General features: G+C 51.8%; 15 protein-coding genes. 12 read left to right on the top strand and 3 right to left on the bottom strand.

Annotated elements, in window-relative coordinates; all coding sequences use genetic code 11:
- Positions 1-88 precede the first annotated feature (88 nt).
- Positions 89-955 carry a pentapeptide repeat-containing protein gene (locus AC27KL_RS26105; protein WP_487171622.1) on the bottom strand — a complete coding sequence of 289 codons (867 nt, stop codon included), beginning with the start codon at positions 953-955 and terminating at the stop codon, positions 89-91.
- Positions 956-1,199: 244 nt separating this feature from the next.
- Here AC27KL_RS26105 and AC27KL_RS26100 point away from each other — a divergent pair, with 244 nt between their 5' ends.
- The 8 genes from AC27KL_RS26100 to nadE all read left to right on the top strand — a co-directional run bounded on the left by AC27KL_RS26100 (position 1,200) and on the right by nadE (position 9,452).
- A complete protein-coding gene (locus tag AC27KL_RS26100) occupies positions 1,200-2,333 on the top strand; it encodes a glycosyltransferase family 2 protein (RefSeq protein ID WP_487171621.1) in 1,134 nt (377 codons plus the stop codon).
- A gap of 443 nt (positions 2,334-2,776) precedes the next feature.
- Positions 2,777-3,220 carry a MarR family winged helix-turn-helix transcriptional regulator gene (locus AC27KL_RS26095; protein ID WP_487171620.1) on the top strand — a complete coding sequence of 148 codons (444 nt, stop codon included), beginning with the start codon at positions 2,777-2,779 and terminating at the stop codon, positions 3,218-3,220.
- Between the two features lie 16 nt (positions 3,221-3,236).
- Positions 3,237-4,868: a DHA2 family efflux MFS transporter permease subunit gene (locus AC27KL_RS26090; protein ID WP_487171619.1), complete on the top strand. Its 1,632-nt coding sequence runs from the start codon at positions 3,237-3,239 to the stop codon at positions 4,866-4,868.
- Between the two features lie 209 nt (positions 4,869-5,077).
- Positions 5,078-5,854 (top strand): NUDIX hydrolase, encoded by a 777-nt coding sequence (locus AC27KL_RS26085; RefSeq protein WP_339320774.1) that lies wholly within the window; start codon positions 5,078-5,080, stop codon positions 5,852-5,854.
- 31 nt (positions 5,855-5,885) lie between these two features.
- On the top strand, positions 5,886-6,446 hold the full coding sequence (locus AC27KL_RS26080; RefSeq protein WP_339320773.1) for a cysteine hydrolase family protein: 561 nt from the start codon (positions 5,886-5,888) through the stop codon (positions 6,444-6,446).
- 36 nt (positions 6,447-6,482) lie between these two features.
- Positions 6,483-7,973 (top strand): nicotinate phosphoribosyltransferase, encoded by a 1,491-nt coding sequence (locus tag AC27KL_RS26075; protein ID WP_487171618.1) that lies wholly within the window; start codon positions 6,483-6,485, stop codon positions 7,971-7,973.
- Between the two features lie 9 nt (positions 7,974-7,982).
- Positions 7,983-8,597, top strand: coding sequence for a nicotinate (nicotinamide) nucleotide adenylyltransferase (gene nadD, locus AC27KL_RS26070; RefSeq protein WP_036712059.1), 615 nt, complete (start codon positions 7,983-7,985; stop codon positions 8,595-8,597).
- 36 nt (positions 8,598-8,633) lie between these two features.
- A complete protein-coding gene (gene nadE, locus AC27KL_RS26065; RefSeq protein ID WP_487171617.1) occupies positions 8,634-9,452 on the top strand; it encodes an ammonia-dependent NAD(+) synthetase in 819 nt (272 codons plus the stop codon).
- Positions 9,453-9,752: 300 nt separating this feature from the next.
- On the opposite strand, the gene pdxK is transcribed toward nadE, so the two are convergent.
- Positions 9,753-10,565: a pyridoxine/pyridoxal/pyridoxamine kinase gene (pdxK, locus tag AC27KL_RS26060; RefSeq protein WP_036712067.1), complete on the bottom strand. Its 813-nt coding sequence runs from the start codon at positions 10,563-10,565 to the stop codon at positions 9,753-9,755.
- 94 nt (positions 10,566-10,659) lie between these two features.
- Positions 10,660-10,926, bottom strand: a complete 267-nt coding sequence (locus AC27KL_RS26055) for a hypothetical protein (RefSeq protein ID WP_339320769.1) — start codon at positions 10,924-10,926, stop codon at positions 10,660-10,662.
- Positions 10,927-11,127: 201 nt separating this feature from the next.
- On the opposite strand from AC27KL_RS26055, the gene AC27KL_RS26050 reads away from it, so the two are divergent.
- The 4 genes from AC27KL_RS26050 to AC27KL_RS26035 all read left to right on the top strand — a co-directional run bounded on the left by AC27KL_RS26050 (position 11,128) and on the right by AC27KL_RS26035 (position 15,617).
- A complete protein-coding gene (locus tag AC27KL_RS26050) occupies positions 11,128-11,826 on the top strand; it encodes an FHA domain-containing protein (protein ID WP_487171616.1) in 699 nt (232 codons plus the stop codon).
- A 131-nt stretch (positions 11,827-11,957) separates the two neighbouring features.
- Positions 11,958-13,376, top strand: coding sequence for a spore germination protein (locus AC27KL_RS26045; protein ID WP_339320767.1), 1,419 nt, complete (start codon positions 11,958-11,960; stop codon positions 13,374-13,376).
- 34 nt (positions 13,377-13,410) lie between these two features.
- Positions 13,411-14,505, top strand: a complete 1,095-nt coding sequence (locus AC27KL_RS26040; protein WP_487171615.1) for a GerAB/ArcD/ProY family transporter — start codon at positions 13,411-13,413, stop codon at positions 14,503-14,505.
- On the top strand, positions 14,502-15,617 hold the full coding sequence (locus AC27KL_RS26035) for a Ger(x)C family spore germination protein (RefSeq protein ID WP_487171614.1): 1,116 nt from the start codon (positions 14,502-14,504) through the stop codon (positions 15,615-15,617). Before AC27KL_RS26040 ends, AC27KL_RS26035 begins: the two co-directional genes overlap by 4 nt.
- Positions 15,618-15,634: the final 17 nt, after the last annotated feature.

Below are 15,634 nucleotides of genomic sequence, written 5' to 3'. Positions count from 1 at the left end.
CAAGCCGCAAAAAAATAAAAACAGTCAAGCCAGACCTGTACAAGATCTGTCGCTTGACTGTTTATTATTTATGAAATGCAGCGTTCCGTCATTGCGCTTGCCAATGCTCGGGCCTCATTAAGGAAGGAGGCAGCTTGGTACTGGCATCTCCTTTTGCGGCGTTAATCTGGGCTTGAGCGAGAAAGAGGCTTCCCCGGAGGTCGGCGCCCCGAAGATCGGCATCCCGCAAATCGGCTCCGATCAGATCGGCCATTCGTAAGTCTGCCGACCTGAGATCGGCCGCAATGAGGTAAGCGCCCCGCAAGCTTTGGTACCTCAGATCGGCTCCCTTCAGTTTGGCCCCGACGAGGTCGGCCCCGCGGCCGGCAATCTTTTTTTGTTTGAGCGGTCCTTGATGTCTGCGCCGCCCGTCTTCGCGGACAAGCTCGCTTGTGCGAAGAAGAAGGACGTTCACGCTTGCCCGATAGGCGGTCATGTCGATGCTTAGGAGTGATTCGGGATCAAGCTCCGTGAGCCGCCAAGTTTCCTGGAGCGCCTCATCCAGCTCATCATGAATAGGGGACGCGGGTTCCAGAGAACGTGCTTCCGTCAAATACCACAGCAGCTCATGAAGCTGCCACATGACGGGAAACACGTCGAACATTTGGCGCGCTTTTTTCGGTTCCTGGCGCCAGTCGCGCCCGCCGTACGTTTGTTGGGATACTTTTTGCCCGGCTCCGAAGCAGTCGTACACCGTGCACCCGCGCATGCCGAGGTTTCTAAGCTTCTGGTGGACGCCGCAGCGGAAATCCTCATTCAAATGCCGGCAAGGCGTCCCGGCCGATTTGTCGAACGCGAAGTCTGCCGATGCGGCATAAGGCAGGGCCACGCAGCACAATCCGAAGCATTGCCCGCAGTCGGCCCGAAGCTGCTCCCGATCCGGATGCCGCTCATCATGTTTTAGGAATTTAAGCATGCAAAATCTCCTTGGTCGTTTTAGTGTTCCGGTTCCGGCTTGATTTTTCCGTGTTTACATTGTACATGATTTTTTTGTCGAAGAACAAAGATTCTTTCATTGCCAATTGAAATCATTTCCATTATGATAACATTAGTACGAACGTTCTATTTATGTTGTTATAAGATTAGATCGGAGCTGCAACTTCTATTCTTTTATCAAGATTAGAACGATCGTCCAAAATATTCGAAAGTGGTGGAAGATCATGAGTTGGATGTATTGGGTATTGGGGGGACTCAACGTGCTGATGTGGGGAAGCATTGCGATCATTTTTACGGCCAACGCCGGAAAGATCGGCATCCTGCATCGTACCCGGGAAGAGACGGCGGGGCGGCAGCCGTACATTTCGGTCGTCATAGCCGCGAGAAACGAACAAAAGGCATTGGAACGCTGCGTCGAATCGTTAATGAATCAAACCTACGACCCGCTGGAAGTAATCGTGGTCAACGACCGCTCCGAAGACGGCACCGGCGCGATCGCGGCGAAGCTTGCACAGGCTTATCCAAGCGTTACCGCGCTGGACGTGCGTGATTTGCCCGAACAATGGATGGGAAAAAGCCACGCGTTATTCCAAGGCACGAAAAAGGCCAAAGGAGAGTGGCTGCTGTTCACGGATGCGGATATTTTGTTTCAGCCGTCGTGCATCGCCAAAGCCGTTGCTTACATGAACCGCCATGAACTGGATCATCTGACCATGATTCCCGATTTTATAGGTCCGCATGCGCCTTCCAAATGGTATGCCTCTTTTATTTTCATGAGTGCGTCTTCCTTCGGCCAACTGTGGAAAATCAAAGATCCGAAGGCATCGCATTCGCTTGGCGTGGGGGCGTTTAATCTGGTCAAACGGGAGGCTTACGAGAAGATCGGAACCCATGAAGCCTTTTCTTACGTCACGACGGATGATGCCGAGCTTGGAAAACGGATAAAGCAGGGGGGATACCGCCAAGATGCGGTTTACGGAACCCGGATGATCGGCGTCTGGAATTGGTACGAAAGTTTGAGCCAGCTCATCGGAAGCGTGGAAAAATCGGTGTTCAGTTACCCGAAGGCCGTCATCACCGCGGTCTCCTGCCTGTTGACGATGATTTATCCCTGGATCGGGTTGTTTATCGGTCCGCTCTCCGCGCGCGTTTTATGCGGCGTAAGCATCGTATCCGTATTATGGCTCTATTTCATCTATTCAAGGTATTCCGGCAGCGGTTTTTGGTATGGCATTGCCCATCCTTTGATAGGCCTCATTCTGACGATCGGAGGCTTTCGGGGGGCTTACCGCGCCGGCCGGCGGGGAGGCATGACCTGGCGCGGCACGACGTATGATCGTACCCATTTGAAAGCATAAATGAAGGAAAGGAAGGTCTAGAACCCGTGCTAGGCGCTGGCGGAAAAAACGGAAGCCGTCGCGCCGACAAGCACGGCCCGTATTTCTCGCCGCTTCATGTAAAGGATTTGGACGGGCAGCTGGAATCTCGATACAAGCAGGAAAGCAGGTTCTCCTAACGGGGGCCTGTTTTTTGTTTTCGACCTGTGACGGCATCTGCATTTATTTTATTATGAAATTATGTACATAAAATTTGCTTGACTTCGTCTTTGCGACGGAGTATATTACTTAAGTGTTAAATGATTAAGTCGTTTATTTATTTACGCCTTATTTAAATAAAACTTAATTATTTCAAAGATTTCAGCAAAGGGTTTTGCGCGGAATCCCGAAGGCGGACTTCTCTCGTCAATGTTCGCAAAATCCTTATGACAAAGCACCTGAAAACGTACAAGGAGGTTGGCATTTTGCCTAAGAACGAACTATTGTTTGAAGTCTCGGGGATGTTCCGCCAACTGCTGAAAAGCATGTCCCAGGAATGGAACAAAATCAGCACCAAGGAATACAATCTCACGTTTCCTCAGTTTCAAGTCTTGTATACCCTCAACATGCGCGGCTCCTTGAAAGTATCGGAGCTGGCGGAGGCGCTGGGATTAACGTCCCCGGCCATCACAAGCTTGACCGACAAGCTCATCGCAGCGGGTTACGTCAAGCGGGAGCGGGCGGAAGACGACCGCCGGGTGGTATATACGATGATCACGAAAGAAGGCTACGAGATCATAGACAAAATCAAAGATGACCAGAAGGAGGTCATCCAGGTATTTTTCGGCATGTTGTCCGAGGAAGATATTCAGCATTTAAGAAGAATCTTCTCTTCGATGCTTTTGAATATAGAACATAACAACGGTTAGAGGTGAAGGAGAGGGAATGGAGCATTTAACGCTTAAACGTAAAATAACGATCATGATCGCGATCATGGCCGCCATGTTTTTTGCAGCTATCAACCAGACGATCACAAGCACGGCGATGCCGCGCATTATCGCGATTCTGGATGGCATGGACTATTACACGTGGACCATCAACATTTATTTGCTGACGTCCACCATCGCCACCATACTGGTCGGTAAGCTGTCCGACATGTTTGGACGGAAACCGTTCATACTGATCGGTATATTGTTTTTTATGGTCGGGGCCTTTTTGACGGGGACCTCCACCGATGTCTATCAGTTTATTATTTACCGCGGGATTCAGGGGATCGGCGCGGGGATCATCCAGTCCACCGCCTTTACGGCCGTCGGCGACTTGTTCCCGCCGCGCGAACGAGGCAAGTGGATGGGCTTGATGACCGCTGTATTCGGCTTCTCCAGCGTGTTGGGACCGACGCTCGGCGGCTATTTGGTCGACCATATCGATTGGCACTGGCTGTTCTGGATTTTCCTGCCGCTGGGCATCGTGGCATTTATCATGATTATGATGTTGTTCCCGAAAGTCGACAAAAAGAAAGGCCAGCATATCGACTACTGGGGTTCGTTGTTCCTGACGACGACGATCGTTCCGCTGCTGCTCGCGTTCTCTTGGGCAGGTACGGAATATCCGTGGGGATCTTGGCAAATTCTCAGTTTGATCGGAGGCGCGGTCGTATCCGCCCTGATTTTCATTTTCGTCGAAACGCAAGTGAAGGAACCGATTCTTCCGCTGCATTTATTTAAAAACGGCGTCGTAACCATTTCGAACATTATCGGTTTTATCATGAACTTCGGCTTGATGGGCGCGATGATCTACATTTCGTTCTACGTGCAGGGCGTTTTGGCCATTTCGCCGACGTATGCAGGTTATGTCACGCTGCCGATGTCCTTGTGCATGGTTATAACAAGCGCCATTACCGGTCAGCTGATCGCAAAATCCGGCAAATACAAACGGTTTGCGCTGATCGGCATGCCGATCATGATCATCGGGATGGGCATCATGATTTTCATGAACAGCTTGTGGATGACGATCGTCAGCCTGATCATTTTCGGCGTAGGTTTGGGCCTTGGCATGCCGGTATTCTCGCTGGCCACTCAAAATGCAGTTTCGCATAAAGAGCTTGGCGTCGTGACGGCTTCCACGCAGCTGTTCCGTAACCTCGGGGGTACGATCGGCATCGCGGTCATGGGTACCGTCATGTCCAATAGTTTGACCAAAAACCTGAAGGAAGCTCTCCAATCGGCAAGCGCTCCGGATTTCAGCAAATTGGATCCGAAGCTGGCTCAGAATATGCTGTCTTTTGCCAACCCGCAAACGCTGATGAACAAGCCGCTCGTCGAAAAGACCGAAGCCAGCCTGCCGGCGGAAGCCAAACAGCTCTTCGCTCAGATGATCGACAGCATCCGCGATGCGCTGGGCAACACGCTTTCGACGGTGTTCCTGACCGGTACGCTGGTCCTCGTCGTCGCGCTCCTGCTCGTATTTTTCTTGAAGGAGCTGCCGCTTCGTTCGACGAACCAGGCGCAGGGCGAAGCCGGCGCCGCAAGCGAACCGGCAACGGCTAAACCCGGCAAAACGCTAACGGCAGAGTAACGACATATTTTATCGGATATAAGATAAGTGCGATAACAGTGCTTCAGGCAGCCATATGCTGCTTGGGGCTCTTTTTTTATTTTTTGATGCAAACGGGATTCTTGCCTATCCGATTGGCACATAATGGTTGACAAGGTCATAAACTGAAGCTATAATACAATTAACAAAACGTTAAATGTTAAATAATCATACGAAGTGAGGCTGTCTTCATGTCCAACGAACAAGCGCTCAAGCAATACGACGTTAAAAAATACCGAACGCCGGACGGCTACACCTCGGACATTGCCGTATTTACCATCTTGAGCGACAAAACCGAAGCGTTCAAGCCGCCCGCCATGAAGCTGAACCTTATGCTGATCAAGCGAAGCATGACCGACAGCGAAGGGCGTACGAACATCGAAGCGGGCAAATGGGCTTTGCCCGGAGGATTCGTCGGCGAAACCGAAACCGCGTTTCAATCGGCGCAGCGGGAGTTAAAAGAAGAAACCGGGGTGGACCGGATTCATCTCGAGCATTTCGGGGTGTACGACAAGCCGGGGCGCGACCCCCGCGGCTGGATCATCTCCAACGCCCATTACGCCATCGTGCCCGAACACCGGCTTGCGGATCGCGTGGCGCAGGATGATGCGAGCGAGGTTGCGCTGTTTCCGGTGGATGAAGTGTTTAAGCTCGATCTGGCTTTTGACCATGAGACGATCATTCGGGATGCGGTGGCGGTCATCCGCAAAAAGCTGCTTGAGACGACGGCGGCAAAAGCTTTTTTGCCCGAAGAGTTTACGTACTCTGAGCTGCAGGCGGTGCTGTTGACCGTCACCGACGATACGGCCATCGCGCTGGATGCCGCATTCGCCCGCAAAATCAAGACGCTGCCTTTCATCGAGGAAATCGCCGGAAAAAAGACGACCCGCACATCCAAGAAACCGACGCAATTGTACCGTTTTAACGACGCACCGGTGAACAGTTCCATTTATTACGCCAAAAAGTAAGATGAAGCTAATGGATCAGGAGGAATTTGCGATGACGAAAACGAATCAAAAGGCACTGATTAACATCGATTACACCAACGACTTCGTGGCAGCCGACGGGGCGCTTACCTGCGGCGAGCCGGGGCAAAACATCGAGCAGCGCATCGTGCAAGTGACGAAGGAATTCGTGGACAATCAGGACTTCGTCGTATTTGCCGTCGATTTGCACAAGGCCGGGGATACGCTCCATCCCGAAACGAAGCTGTTCCCGCCGCATAACATCGACGGCACCGCAGGCCGCCATCTCTACGGAGCTCTGCAGGGCGTATTTGATGACCATAAAGATTCGGAACACGTCTATTGGATGGATAAAACCAGATACAGCGCCTTCGCGGGCACCGACCTGGAGCTTCGGCTGCGGGCGAGAGGCATTACCGAACTTCATCTCGTGGGCGTCTGCACGGACATTTGCGTTTTGCATACGGCCGTGGATGCATACAACAAGGGATTCGATCTTGTGATCCATAAGGATGCGGTGGCGAGCTTCGATCCGGAAGGCCATGCTTGGGCTTTGCGGCATTTTGAAGGGTCGCTGGGCGCGAAGGTCGTCTGACTTTTTTTCGAACTCGCACAAGGGAGGATGTTGGCCATGACAGATCAAACGGTTGGAACGCCTGAAGCGCTTTACCCGGATGACAGCCTGGCGCTGCATACGGACAAATACCAAATCAACATGACGCAAGTGTACTGGCAGGACGGAATTCACGACCGCAAGGCGGTATTCGAGGTATATTTCCGGAAAATTCCGTTTCAAAACGGCTATGCGGTGTTTGCCGGGTTGGAGCGTCTTGTCCGTTATCTCCAGGATTTCCGGTTCTCGGACAGCGACTTGGCATTTTTGAAGGAAGACGGTTATCCGGACGAATACCTCGACTATTTGCGAACGCTCCGCTTCACGGGAACGGTCCGCTCGATGAGGGAAGGGGAGCTCGTGTTTGCCAACGAGCCGATGCTACGAATCGAAGCTCCGCTGGCGGAAGCCCAGCTGATCGAAACCGCGGTGCTGAACATCGTCAATTTTCAAACGTTGATTGCCACCAAAGCCTCCCGGATCAAGCAGGTCGTGGGGGACGAAACGACGATGGAATTCGGCACCCGCCGGGCGCAGGAGCTGGATGCGGCGATCTGGGGCACAAGGGCTGCTTTTCTTGCCGGCTTCGACGCGACGTCGAATGTCCGGGCAGGAAAGCTGTTCGGCATTCCGACGGCGGGCACGCATGCCCATGCGATGGTCCAGGCGTATCGCGACGAGTACACCGCCTTCCGCAAATATGCCGAGTGCCATACCGACTGCGTGTTTCTGGTGGACACGTACGATACGCTGCGCTCCGGGGTCCCGACGGCGATCGAGGTTGCGAAGGAATTCGGCGATCGGATAAAATTTAAAGGAATCCGTTTGGACAGCGGCGACCTGGCGTATTTGTCGAAGGAAGCGCGCAGAATGCTGGACGAGGCGGGATTTACGGACACGAAAATATACGCGTCGAACGATCTTGACGAGCACACCATTTTGAACTTGAAGGCTCAAGGGGCCAAAATCGATGTATGGGGAATCGGCACGAAGCTGATCACGGCATACGATCAACCGGCATTGGGGGCCGTGTATAAGCTGATCGCCATCGAGGACGAAAACGGGGACATGGTCGACACCATCAAAATCAGCTCGAATCCGGAAAAAATATCGACGCCCGGCCGCAAGCGGGTATTCCGCATCATCAATAAAGCAAGCGGCAAATCGGAAGGAGATTACATCGCGCTGGAGCACGAAGAACCGCAGCAGCAGGATCGCCTGAAAATGTTCCATCCGGTCCATACGTACATTGCGAAGTTCGTGACGAATTTCGAAGCGAAGGAGCTTCACCATACGATCGTCGAAGACGGCAAGCTGGTGTATCGGCTGCCCGACCTGCGCGAGATCCAAGCCTTCGTGAAGGAAAACTTGAACGTGCTGTGGGATGAATACAAGCGCCTGCTCAACCCGGCGGAATATCCGGTCAACTTGAGCCAGGAATGCTGGGACAACAAAATGAAACGGATCGAGGAAGTTCAGCAAAAAGTGAACCGGAGGGTTCAAGCTTAAGGAGGACCTATGGCTAAAATCGGAATTTACGGCTCGTCCTTTGACCCCATCACGAACGTGCACTTGTGGACGGCAAGCACGGTGGCGCAGCGCTGCAAGCTGGATCGCGTGATTTTTCTTCCCTGTTCGAGCAAAAGAACCGACAAGCAGCTCCATATCAGCGATGAACACCGCTGGAACATGGTCCTGATGGCGATCGAAGGCAATGACAAATTCATTGCGGACGATTACGAAATGAAGCAGGCCGGCTGGGAAATCGCGACGTATTTGACCTTGAAGCATTTTAAGGCCAAGTTTCCGGAGGATGAAATTTATTTTATTATGGGCGCGGACCTGCTGCTGGATATCGGGGAAGGCAAATGGAAGAAGTCCGAAGAGCTGATACAGGAAAACAAATTTATCGTCATGGCGAGAGACGGCATCAACATGCTCACGGCCATCAGCAAATCGCCGATTTTGCGCAATAGCGACGACGGGCAAACGTTTCATCTCATCGATAAAGGGCTGGCCATGGAGATCAGCTCGAGTTATATCCGGGACGAATTGAAAATGGGGGGAGAACCCCGGTATCTGGTGCCCGAAAAATGCTACAGCTACATTAAAGCCCATAAATTGTACACGTAAGCCTCTGAAAATCATAAAAGGGAGAATGCAAAAACGATGAACACACAAGAGCAAATCATGAAAGAGCTGAACGTAAAATCGACGATCGATGCGAAGGAGGAGGTCCGCAGACGGGTGGATTTTCTCAAAGCCTATTGCCAAAAAGCCGGAGCGAAAGGTTTCGTTCTGGGCATCAGCGGCGGACAGGATTCCACGCTGGCCGGGCGTCTTTGCCAGTTGGCTGCCGAAGAGCTGCGCGCGGAGGGGTACGAAGCTTCGTTTTGTGCGGTCCGGCTTCCTTTCGGCACCCAGAAGGATGAGGACGACGCGCAGGCGGCGCTGGCGTTTATCAAGCCGGATGAGTCCATCGTCTTCAACATCGAAAGCTCGGTGAATGCCCTGGCTCTGACCTACGCGGATGCGACGGGGAGCGGTTTGTCGGACTATCATAAAGGCAACGTAAAGGCCAGAATGCGCATGATCGCCCAATACGCGATTGCCGGAGAACGTCAGTGCCTCGTGGTGGGAACCGATCATGCGGCAGAGGCGTTGACCGGATTTTTCACCAAATTCGGGGACGGAGGAGCGGACGTGACGCCGCTGACGGGGCTGACCAAGGAACAAGGCCGCGAGCTGCTGAAAGAGCTCCGCGCCGACGAGCGGCTGTATTTGAAGGTGCCGACCGCCGATTTGCTCGACAATAAACCGCAGCAGGCGGATGAAACGGAACTGGGCATGAAATACACGGTCATCGACGAATATCTCACCGGGCAGCAGGTCGATCCCGAAAATCGCGAAAAAATCGAAAAACGTTACAAAAATACGGAACATAAACGGCAGCTCCCGGTGACGCCGTTCGATGAATGGTGGAAATAGGAAAATAGGAAAGCGGCTTTTCGAACACGAAGCTCAGCGGATGCTGAGCTTTTTTTCATGCGTATTTTATCTTTCGCCAGCTTAGGACTGTGAGGGAGCGAATAATGAACCGTTGCTTGGAGAAGCTGCCGGATGACGAAAGGATGGACGCCGTTTGGGACTGAAAAAATACCTTGCGTTTTTATCCGAGCGATACAGACGCGTGCTGCCCGGCAAACAGGCAGTTCAAGGGTAATGCCTGGCAAGCATACAAGAAACCTCCTTCGTTGGAAGGAGGTTTCTTCATGTCCTCAGAGGAATTTATTTCGCCAAACGGTAGCCGCCGTGGAATACCGGACCAACATACTGGTTGAACTGGTAGCCGCTGCGGATGGCCGCGGAGACGAAATCCTTCGCTTTGGCCACGGCCTCGCTTACAGGCAAGCCATTGGCCAATCCCCCGGTGATGGCCGCGGCGAACGTGCAGCCCGCACCGTGGTTGAATGCAGGTTCGATCTTGTCCGATTCAAGCACGGCAAATTCCGCTCCGTCATAGAAAACGTCGATCGCTTTTTCGCCATCGAGCGCTTTGCCGCCTTTGACGACGACGTTTTTGGCGCCAAGCTCGTGAATCCGGCGGGCCGCCTCTTTCATCTCTTCGATCGACGTTAGCTTCCCAAGGCCGGAGAGCACGCCCGCTTCGAACAGGTTAGGGGTGACAACGGTTGCCAGCGGAAGGAGCAAATCGCGAATGGCCTCGGCGCTTTCCGGGTTCAGCACTTCGTCTTCGCCTTTGCAAACCATGACCGGATCGATGACGACGTTGGTTTGGCGGTGTTCCTTGATCGCTTGTTCGGCGACGCGGACGATTTCCACGCTGCCGAGCATTCCTGTTTTCATGGCGTCGACCGGGCCGCCGGCAAACACCGTTTTCAGCTGCTCCGCGACAAGCGCGGCGTCAACCGGATATACATTATGGTGCCAGCCATTGTCCGGATCCATCGTCACGATGGTGGTTAATGCGCTAAAGCCGTATGTTCCGTACTCCTCAAACGTTTTGAGGTCGGCTTGAATGCCTGCGCCCCCGCTGGAATCGCTGCCGGCAATCGTTAATGTCTTGATGATTTTGGACACGGTGAAAACCTCTTTTCCTGCATTAAAATATAAACCGCTTAAGTCGACATTGATTATATCAAAAAACGACAAGCAGGTGAATCATTAAGCTTCGTTATTTCGAATGAACGTGCTCCAGGACGGCATCCTCGATCCTCTCCCAGATCGACTTGCCGTTGTGGACCGCGGTTCCCGCCGACAGGCCTGCCTGCCCGTTGGCCTCGTTACCTGGCACGCTCCCGGCATTTTGCTGAAGAAATAAGGTTTCCACCGCACCATCCGGTTTCTCCTCCAATTGCTGAAAAAAGTATACGTAAAGAGCAAGCACGCTCGCAGCCAAAAATGACATCACGCCGTACATGATCGTTTGAGTTCGTTTCACGTCGATAAACCTCGCTTTGAAAAATGATGACAGGACTGATAGTATTAAATCATGTGATGTTGTTCGTGATCGATAGGTGTTGCTTTTACTATAAAATGAGCCCGTGTGGCAAACAATGGAGCAAATCTGATGAATTTATCATTTTTGGTTAAGGCCGCCCTTCGGTGCGCCTAACCGCGGTTAGAAAGTGGGAGATTGAACATGCCGGATATCGTAAAAATCATTCTGGATACAGCCGGGCAAAAAGGACATGGTTCGTTCCTGTATCTAGAGCAAGGGAGAATCGTCACGATCGGCAGACACACGCATATGAACAGGGATGTGCTGGCGATCTATAATCAATTGGTATCGAAACGCCATTGCTGCTTGCACCGTGTTCACCAGGAAGTGTTCATCGAAGATCTGGGCAGCAAAAACGGCACCGAGCTGAACGGACAGCGTTTGATTCCGCACAAGAGATATCTTGTGTCCCCCGGAGACCGGCTGACGCTTGTGAACGGGCTTGTAAGGCTGCAGGTGGAATTCGACGGGGATCTGGAAGAGACGCGGGAGTATTCGGTTTCCGAATTGCTGGAGCGCGAAGTGCAGCTGTATGACCATTTGCAGAGCATTCAGATCGGCACCGAGCAGGTGACCTTATCGAAAAAAGAGTATCTGTTGTTTAAGCTGCTGCACAGCCGCCTGAACCATTTCGTCACCAAAGAGGAAATCATGAAGCAGGTGTGGCCGGAACGCTGCGTCGAAAACGCCGAGCTGGTCGGCATCGATGAAGTGAATTCGCTTATTTATCGGACGAACAAAAAACTCGGTTCGAATTTCGTCATTAAATCGGTGTATAAAAAAGGCGTATACATGAAGCGCGAAGGCAGCTTCGCCGAGCTGGACGCGTCACACGCATAAATTTAGAAAAAGGCCGCAATCGCTGCGGTTTTTTTTGTGCGCCCGAAATGGGCTGCAGAAGGGAATATTTTGCTCATGAATGGAGAAATTACCAAGTAACTCATCATAATCGGAAAGCCAGGCGATCATCCATGAACGAGTCATCCCAACATGCCTTTTTCAGTTTGGAGCAAAATACGAAGTATATTCAAAAGGCGCTGTTCGATACCCATGACCTCAAAATAAAACATCATCCGTACAAAGATACGCAGGGAGCGCTGATTTACCTTGAATCCCTCGTCGATCCGGCATTGATCGAACGCAATATTCTTGCGCCCATGAGTTTTGCGGAAGGAAAAAGCCTCTCGGAACTGTTTACGACCCTGAGGATGGAACGGAGCAACGACCTTGAAAAAGGCATTCAGGGCTTGATGCAGGGCAGCTGCCTGTATCTTTTGGACGGGGACGATGAATTTTATGTGCTTACGACGCCGGCCAAATACGAGCGGAGCATTACCGAACCGGAAAACGAAGCGATCGTTCGCGGCCCGCATAACGGCTTTATCGAAAATTTAACCGTCAATCTGCATCTCATCCGTCAGCATATCGGCACTCCCGACCTCACGGTACGGTATCACACCGTCGGCAACACCGTGCCGAGAAAGGTTGCGATGCTGTACGTTCAAAACCTGTGCGATAACGAGCTGGTCCAAAAAGTGGAACGACGATTATCGGAGATTTCGCTCGACACGGTGATGTCTACGGGGTTCATCCAGGAATTGATGGAGGACAATCCGTTTTCGATCTTCCCGCAGCATGTGAATACGGAGCGGCCCGATCATACGAGCGCCTATCTTGTCGACGGACATATCGCGTTGATTTTGGAGGGCGATCCGACGGCTTTGATCGTGCCCGCTTGCTTTTTTACTTTCTATCAAACGCCCGACGACTACAACAACCGGTGGATGATCGCGTCTTTTATCCGTTTCATCCGCCTCATCAGCTTTATTACGGCGTTCCAGCTGCCGGCGATCTACATTGCGACGGTTTCTTTCCATTCCAACGTTTTGCCGATCCAATTGTTTTTTACGGTGCAAGGTTCGCTGACGCGCGTTCCTTATCCGCCGATCGTTGAAGCGATGATTCTCGAGCTTATATTCGAGCTTTTAAGGGAGGCCGGACTGCGGCTTCCAAGCCGCGTCGGCCAAACGATCGGTATCGTTGGAGGTTTGGTGATCGGAGACGCGATCGTCAAGGCCGGATTGGTTTCGTATACGATGACGATCGTCGTCGCATTGACGGCCATCTCTTCCTTCCTTATTCCGTCCAACGAAATGAGCTCGTCGCTAAGGATTTTAAGATTCCCGCTCATGATCGCGGCCGCCTTGTTCGGATATATCGGCATCGCTTTTGGATTGACGTTGTTGTTTGTTCACCTGTGCAAGCTCGAATCATTCGGCAAGCCGTATTTTTATCCGATTGCTCCTCTAAAATTTCAGGGGTTAAAGGATACATTCTCGAGGTTTCCGGTCTGGAACATCCGCAAAAAGGCGCAAGGCAACGACAATTGACTTTTAGGAAAAGACGCAGGAAAGGGGGGACAATATGGCTCAGACCGAAAAAAAGATATCGGCCAGGCAGCTGTTCCTGTTTATCATACAGGCCCAAATCGGAGTCGGGGTTCTTTCCATTCCATATAAACTCAATGAGACCGCCAGAGGCGGGGCGGGCATTTCCGTTCTCATTACGGGAGCCATCACGCAGCTTATCATCCTGATGTTGTGGTTGCTGCTGCGCAAATTTCCGGGCCTAAATTTGTTCCAAATCTGCCTGCGCCTCGGGGGCCGCGTATTCGGCAAACTGCTCATTGCAGGATATATCGGATATTTCGTGCTGCTCGGCGCCAACATTATGCTCAGCGCGGTCGGCGTGCTGCAGAGATGGATGATGAATGCAACGCCGACGTGGGTATTGCTTGCGTTGTTTTCTGTCACGACGTATTACTTGGCGAAGGAAAAGCTGACGGTGATGGCCCGTTTTTATACCTTGTCGTCCGCCTTGTTTATCCCGCTGATCATCTTCGTAAGTTACGGATTGACCCAAGCCCGCCTGGAATATATGTTTCCGCTAATGGAAGCGGGCATTTGGAACATTTTGAAGGCGACGAAGGACACGACGATCTCCATGTACGGATTCGAGGTGATTCTGGTCATATTTCCGTTTATCGATGCTTCGGACAAGAAGAAGCTGATGATCATAAGCATGTCGAATTTGTTCGTCACGTTGTTTTATGTTTTCGTGGTTTGCACCTGTCTCATGGTGTTCAGCTCGGAGCAGCTTCGCTTGATTCCCGAACCCGTGCTTTATCTGGTCAAGTCGCTGAATTTTTACATCGTCGACCGGGCGGACGTCTTGTTCCTTCCCATCTGGTCGATTACCCTCGTCTGCTCGATCACGAGTTATGCGTATGCCGCTTCCGTGGGGCTTGCGCAATTGTTCAAACGAAAAAGCCATGGAGTGTTTACGCCCTACGTTAACGCCGTGATATTTTTCATTACGCTGCTTCCCGTAACGCCGTTAGCCATACGCCGGTTGGACGTTTCCGCGGAATATGCGGCGTATCTGTTTATATTCATTCTTCCGTTTGCCATGGTCATCGGATCGAAATTGTTCAAAAAGAAGGTGGAACGATCTGCATGAAACGTTCAGTCGCCGTGCTTGGAGCGGTCCTGTCGACGGCCATGTTGGCGGGATGCTGGGACCGGGAGTATTTGAAAGATTTGAATCTTGCATACAGCGTCGGTTTTGATCTGACGAAAGACAAAAAGATAAAAGAAACGGTTGAGCTCATTATCCCGCCCGAATCGGAGCAATCCAGCACGAAAAACGAAATCCACATCGCAGTCGGACCAACGACCCGCGGCTCGAGCAACGAGCTTCGGGCACGGGTAAGAGGGAACATGCGGGTGCTCAAAAACGGCGTTCAAGTCATCGGCAAAGACTTGGCGCTAAATGGCTTGAAACCTCCCATGGATGTGAACTTCCGGGATCCCGACAATCCGAGCTCGAACGTAAGACTGATCATCACAGACGGGGAAGCGTCGGACATCATCGGCCAAAAAGAGGTCGGGGAACTGAAAATCGGGGAATTCCTGGTCCAAAAGATCGAAAGCCTGGAGAAAATGAGCCTTTTTTATCCGCCCGAAACGATGGATACGGTTTTCAAGGCTTTGAAGGATCCGGGCCAGGACTTTGCGCTGCCGTACATCGGGTTGGAAGGGAAAGAGATCGTTGCCAAAGGCGTCGCATTGTTTCATGATCAATATTTCACCGGGGAGTTGAATACCGAGGATTCGATTATGCTGGTCCTTCTCAAGGGACGTTCCGGAGACAATGCGCGTTTTACCAAAAAGATCGATGACGGACCGCTTCGGGGAAACATCAGTTTCAACGTCGGCAAAAAAAAGGTCAAACGAACATTCAAGGTGATGGTTGGAAAAAACGGGGAGGTTCACGTTCAGCTGAACATCAAGCTCAAGGGGCTGATCGAAGAATATACGGGAAGTCATCCGTTGACCGAGGAATCGATCGTTCGGGTCAATCAAGAGTTGTCCGATATTTTGACGAGGCAAGCGCGGGACGTCGTGCGCAGCTTGCAAAAGGCTAATTGCGATATATTCGGCGTCGGCAGGGAGCTTATCGCATACCATAACCGCATTTGGAGACAAAAGGACTGGAGCAAGGAATATCAAGAGGTGCAATTTCATACGAACGTCCAGGTTTCCATTATAAACACGGGGATCATCCAATAGCCGGATGATCCCCGTGT

The sequence above is a fragment of the Paenibacillus sp. YAE3 genome, from assembly GCF_057546105.1.
The sequence above is the reverse complement of the archived record's forward strand: the minus strand, read 5'-3'. Positions and strand labels throughout refer to the sequence as shown.

What these genes read in the sequence shown, in the direction of transcription:
- AC27KL_RS26075 (WP_487171618.1), top strand. Translation starts at nt 6,483, where the DNA reads ATGACAGATCAAACGGTTGGAACGCCTGAAGCGCTTTACCCGGATGAC.
- AC27KL_RS26050 (WP_487171616.1), top strand. Translation starts at nt 11,128, where the DNA reads ATGCCGGATATCGTAAAAATCATTCTGGATACAGCCGGGCAAAAAGGA.
- AC27KL_RS26045 (WP_339320767.1), top strand. Translation starts at nt 11,958, where the DNA reads ATGAACGAGTCATCCCAACATGCCTTTTTCAGTTTGGAGCAAAATACG.
- AC27KL_RS26090 (WP_487171619.1), top strand. Translation starts at nt 3,237, where the DNA reads ATGGAGCATTTAACGCTTAAACGTAAAATAACGATCATGATCGCGATC.
- nadD (WP_036712059.1), top strand. Translation starts at nt 7,983, where the DNA reads ATGGCTAAAATCGGAATTTACGGCTCGTCCTTTGACCCCATCACGAAC.
- AC27KL_RS26040 (WP_487171615.1), top strand. Translation starts at nt 13,411, where the DNA reads ATGGCTCAGACCGAAAAAAAGATATCGGCCAGGCAGCTGTTCCTGTTT.
- AC27KL_RS26080 (WP_339320773.1), top strand. Translation starts at nt 5,886, where the DNA reads ATGACGAAAACGAATCAAAAGGCACTGATTAACATCGATTACACCAAC.
- AC27KL_RS26105 (WP_487171622.1), bottom strand. Translation starts at nt 955, where the DNA reads ATGCTTAAATTCCTAAAACATGATGAGCGGCATCCGGATCGGGAGCAG.
- AC27KL_RS26035 (WP_487171614.1), top strand. Translation starts at nt 14,502, where the DNA reads ATGAAACGTTCAGTCGCCGTGCTTGGAGCGGTCCTGTCGACGGCCATG.
- AC27KL_RS26100 (WP_487171621.1), top strand. Translation starts at nt 1,200, where the DNA reads ATGAGTTGGATGTATTGGGTATTGGGGGGACTCAACGTGCTGATGTGG.
- AC27KL_RS26085 (WP_339320774.1), top strand. Translation starts at nt 5,078, where the DNA reads ATGTCCAACGAACAAGCGCTCAAGCAATACGACGTTAAAAAATACCGA.
- nadE (WP_487171617.1), top strand. Translation starts at nt 8,634, where the DNA reads ATGAACACACAAGAGCAAATCATGAAAGAGCTGAACGTAAAATCGACG.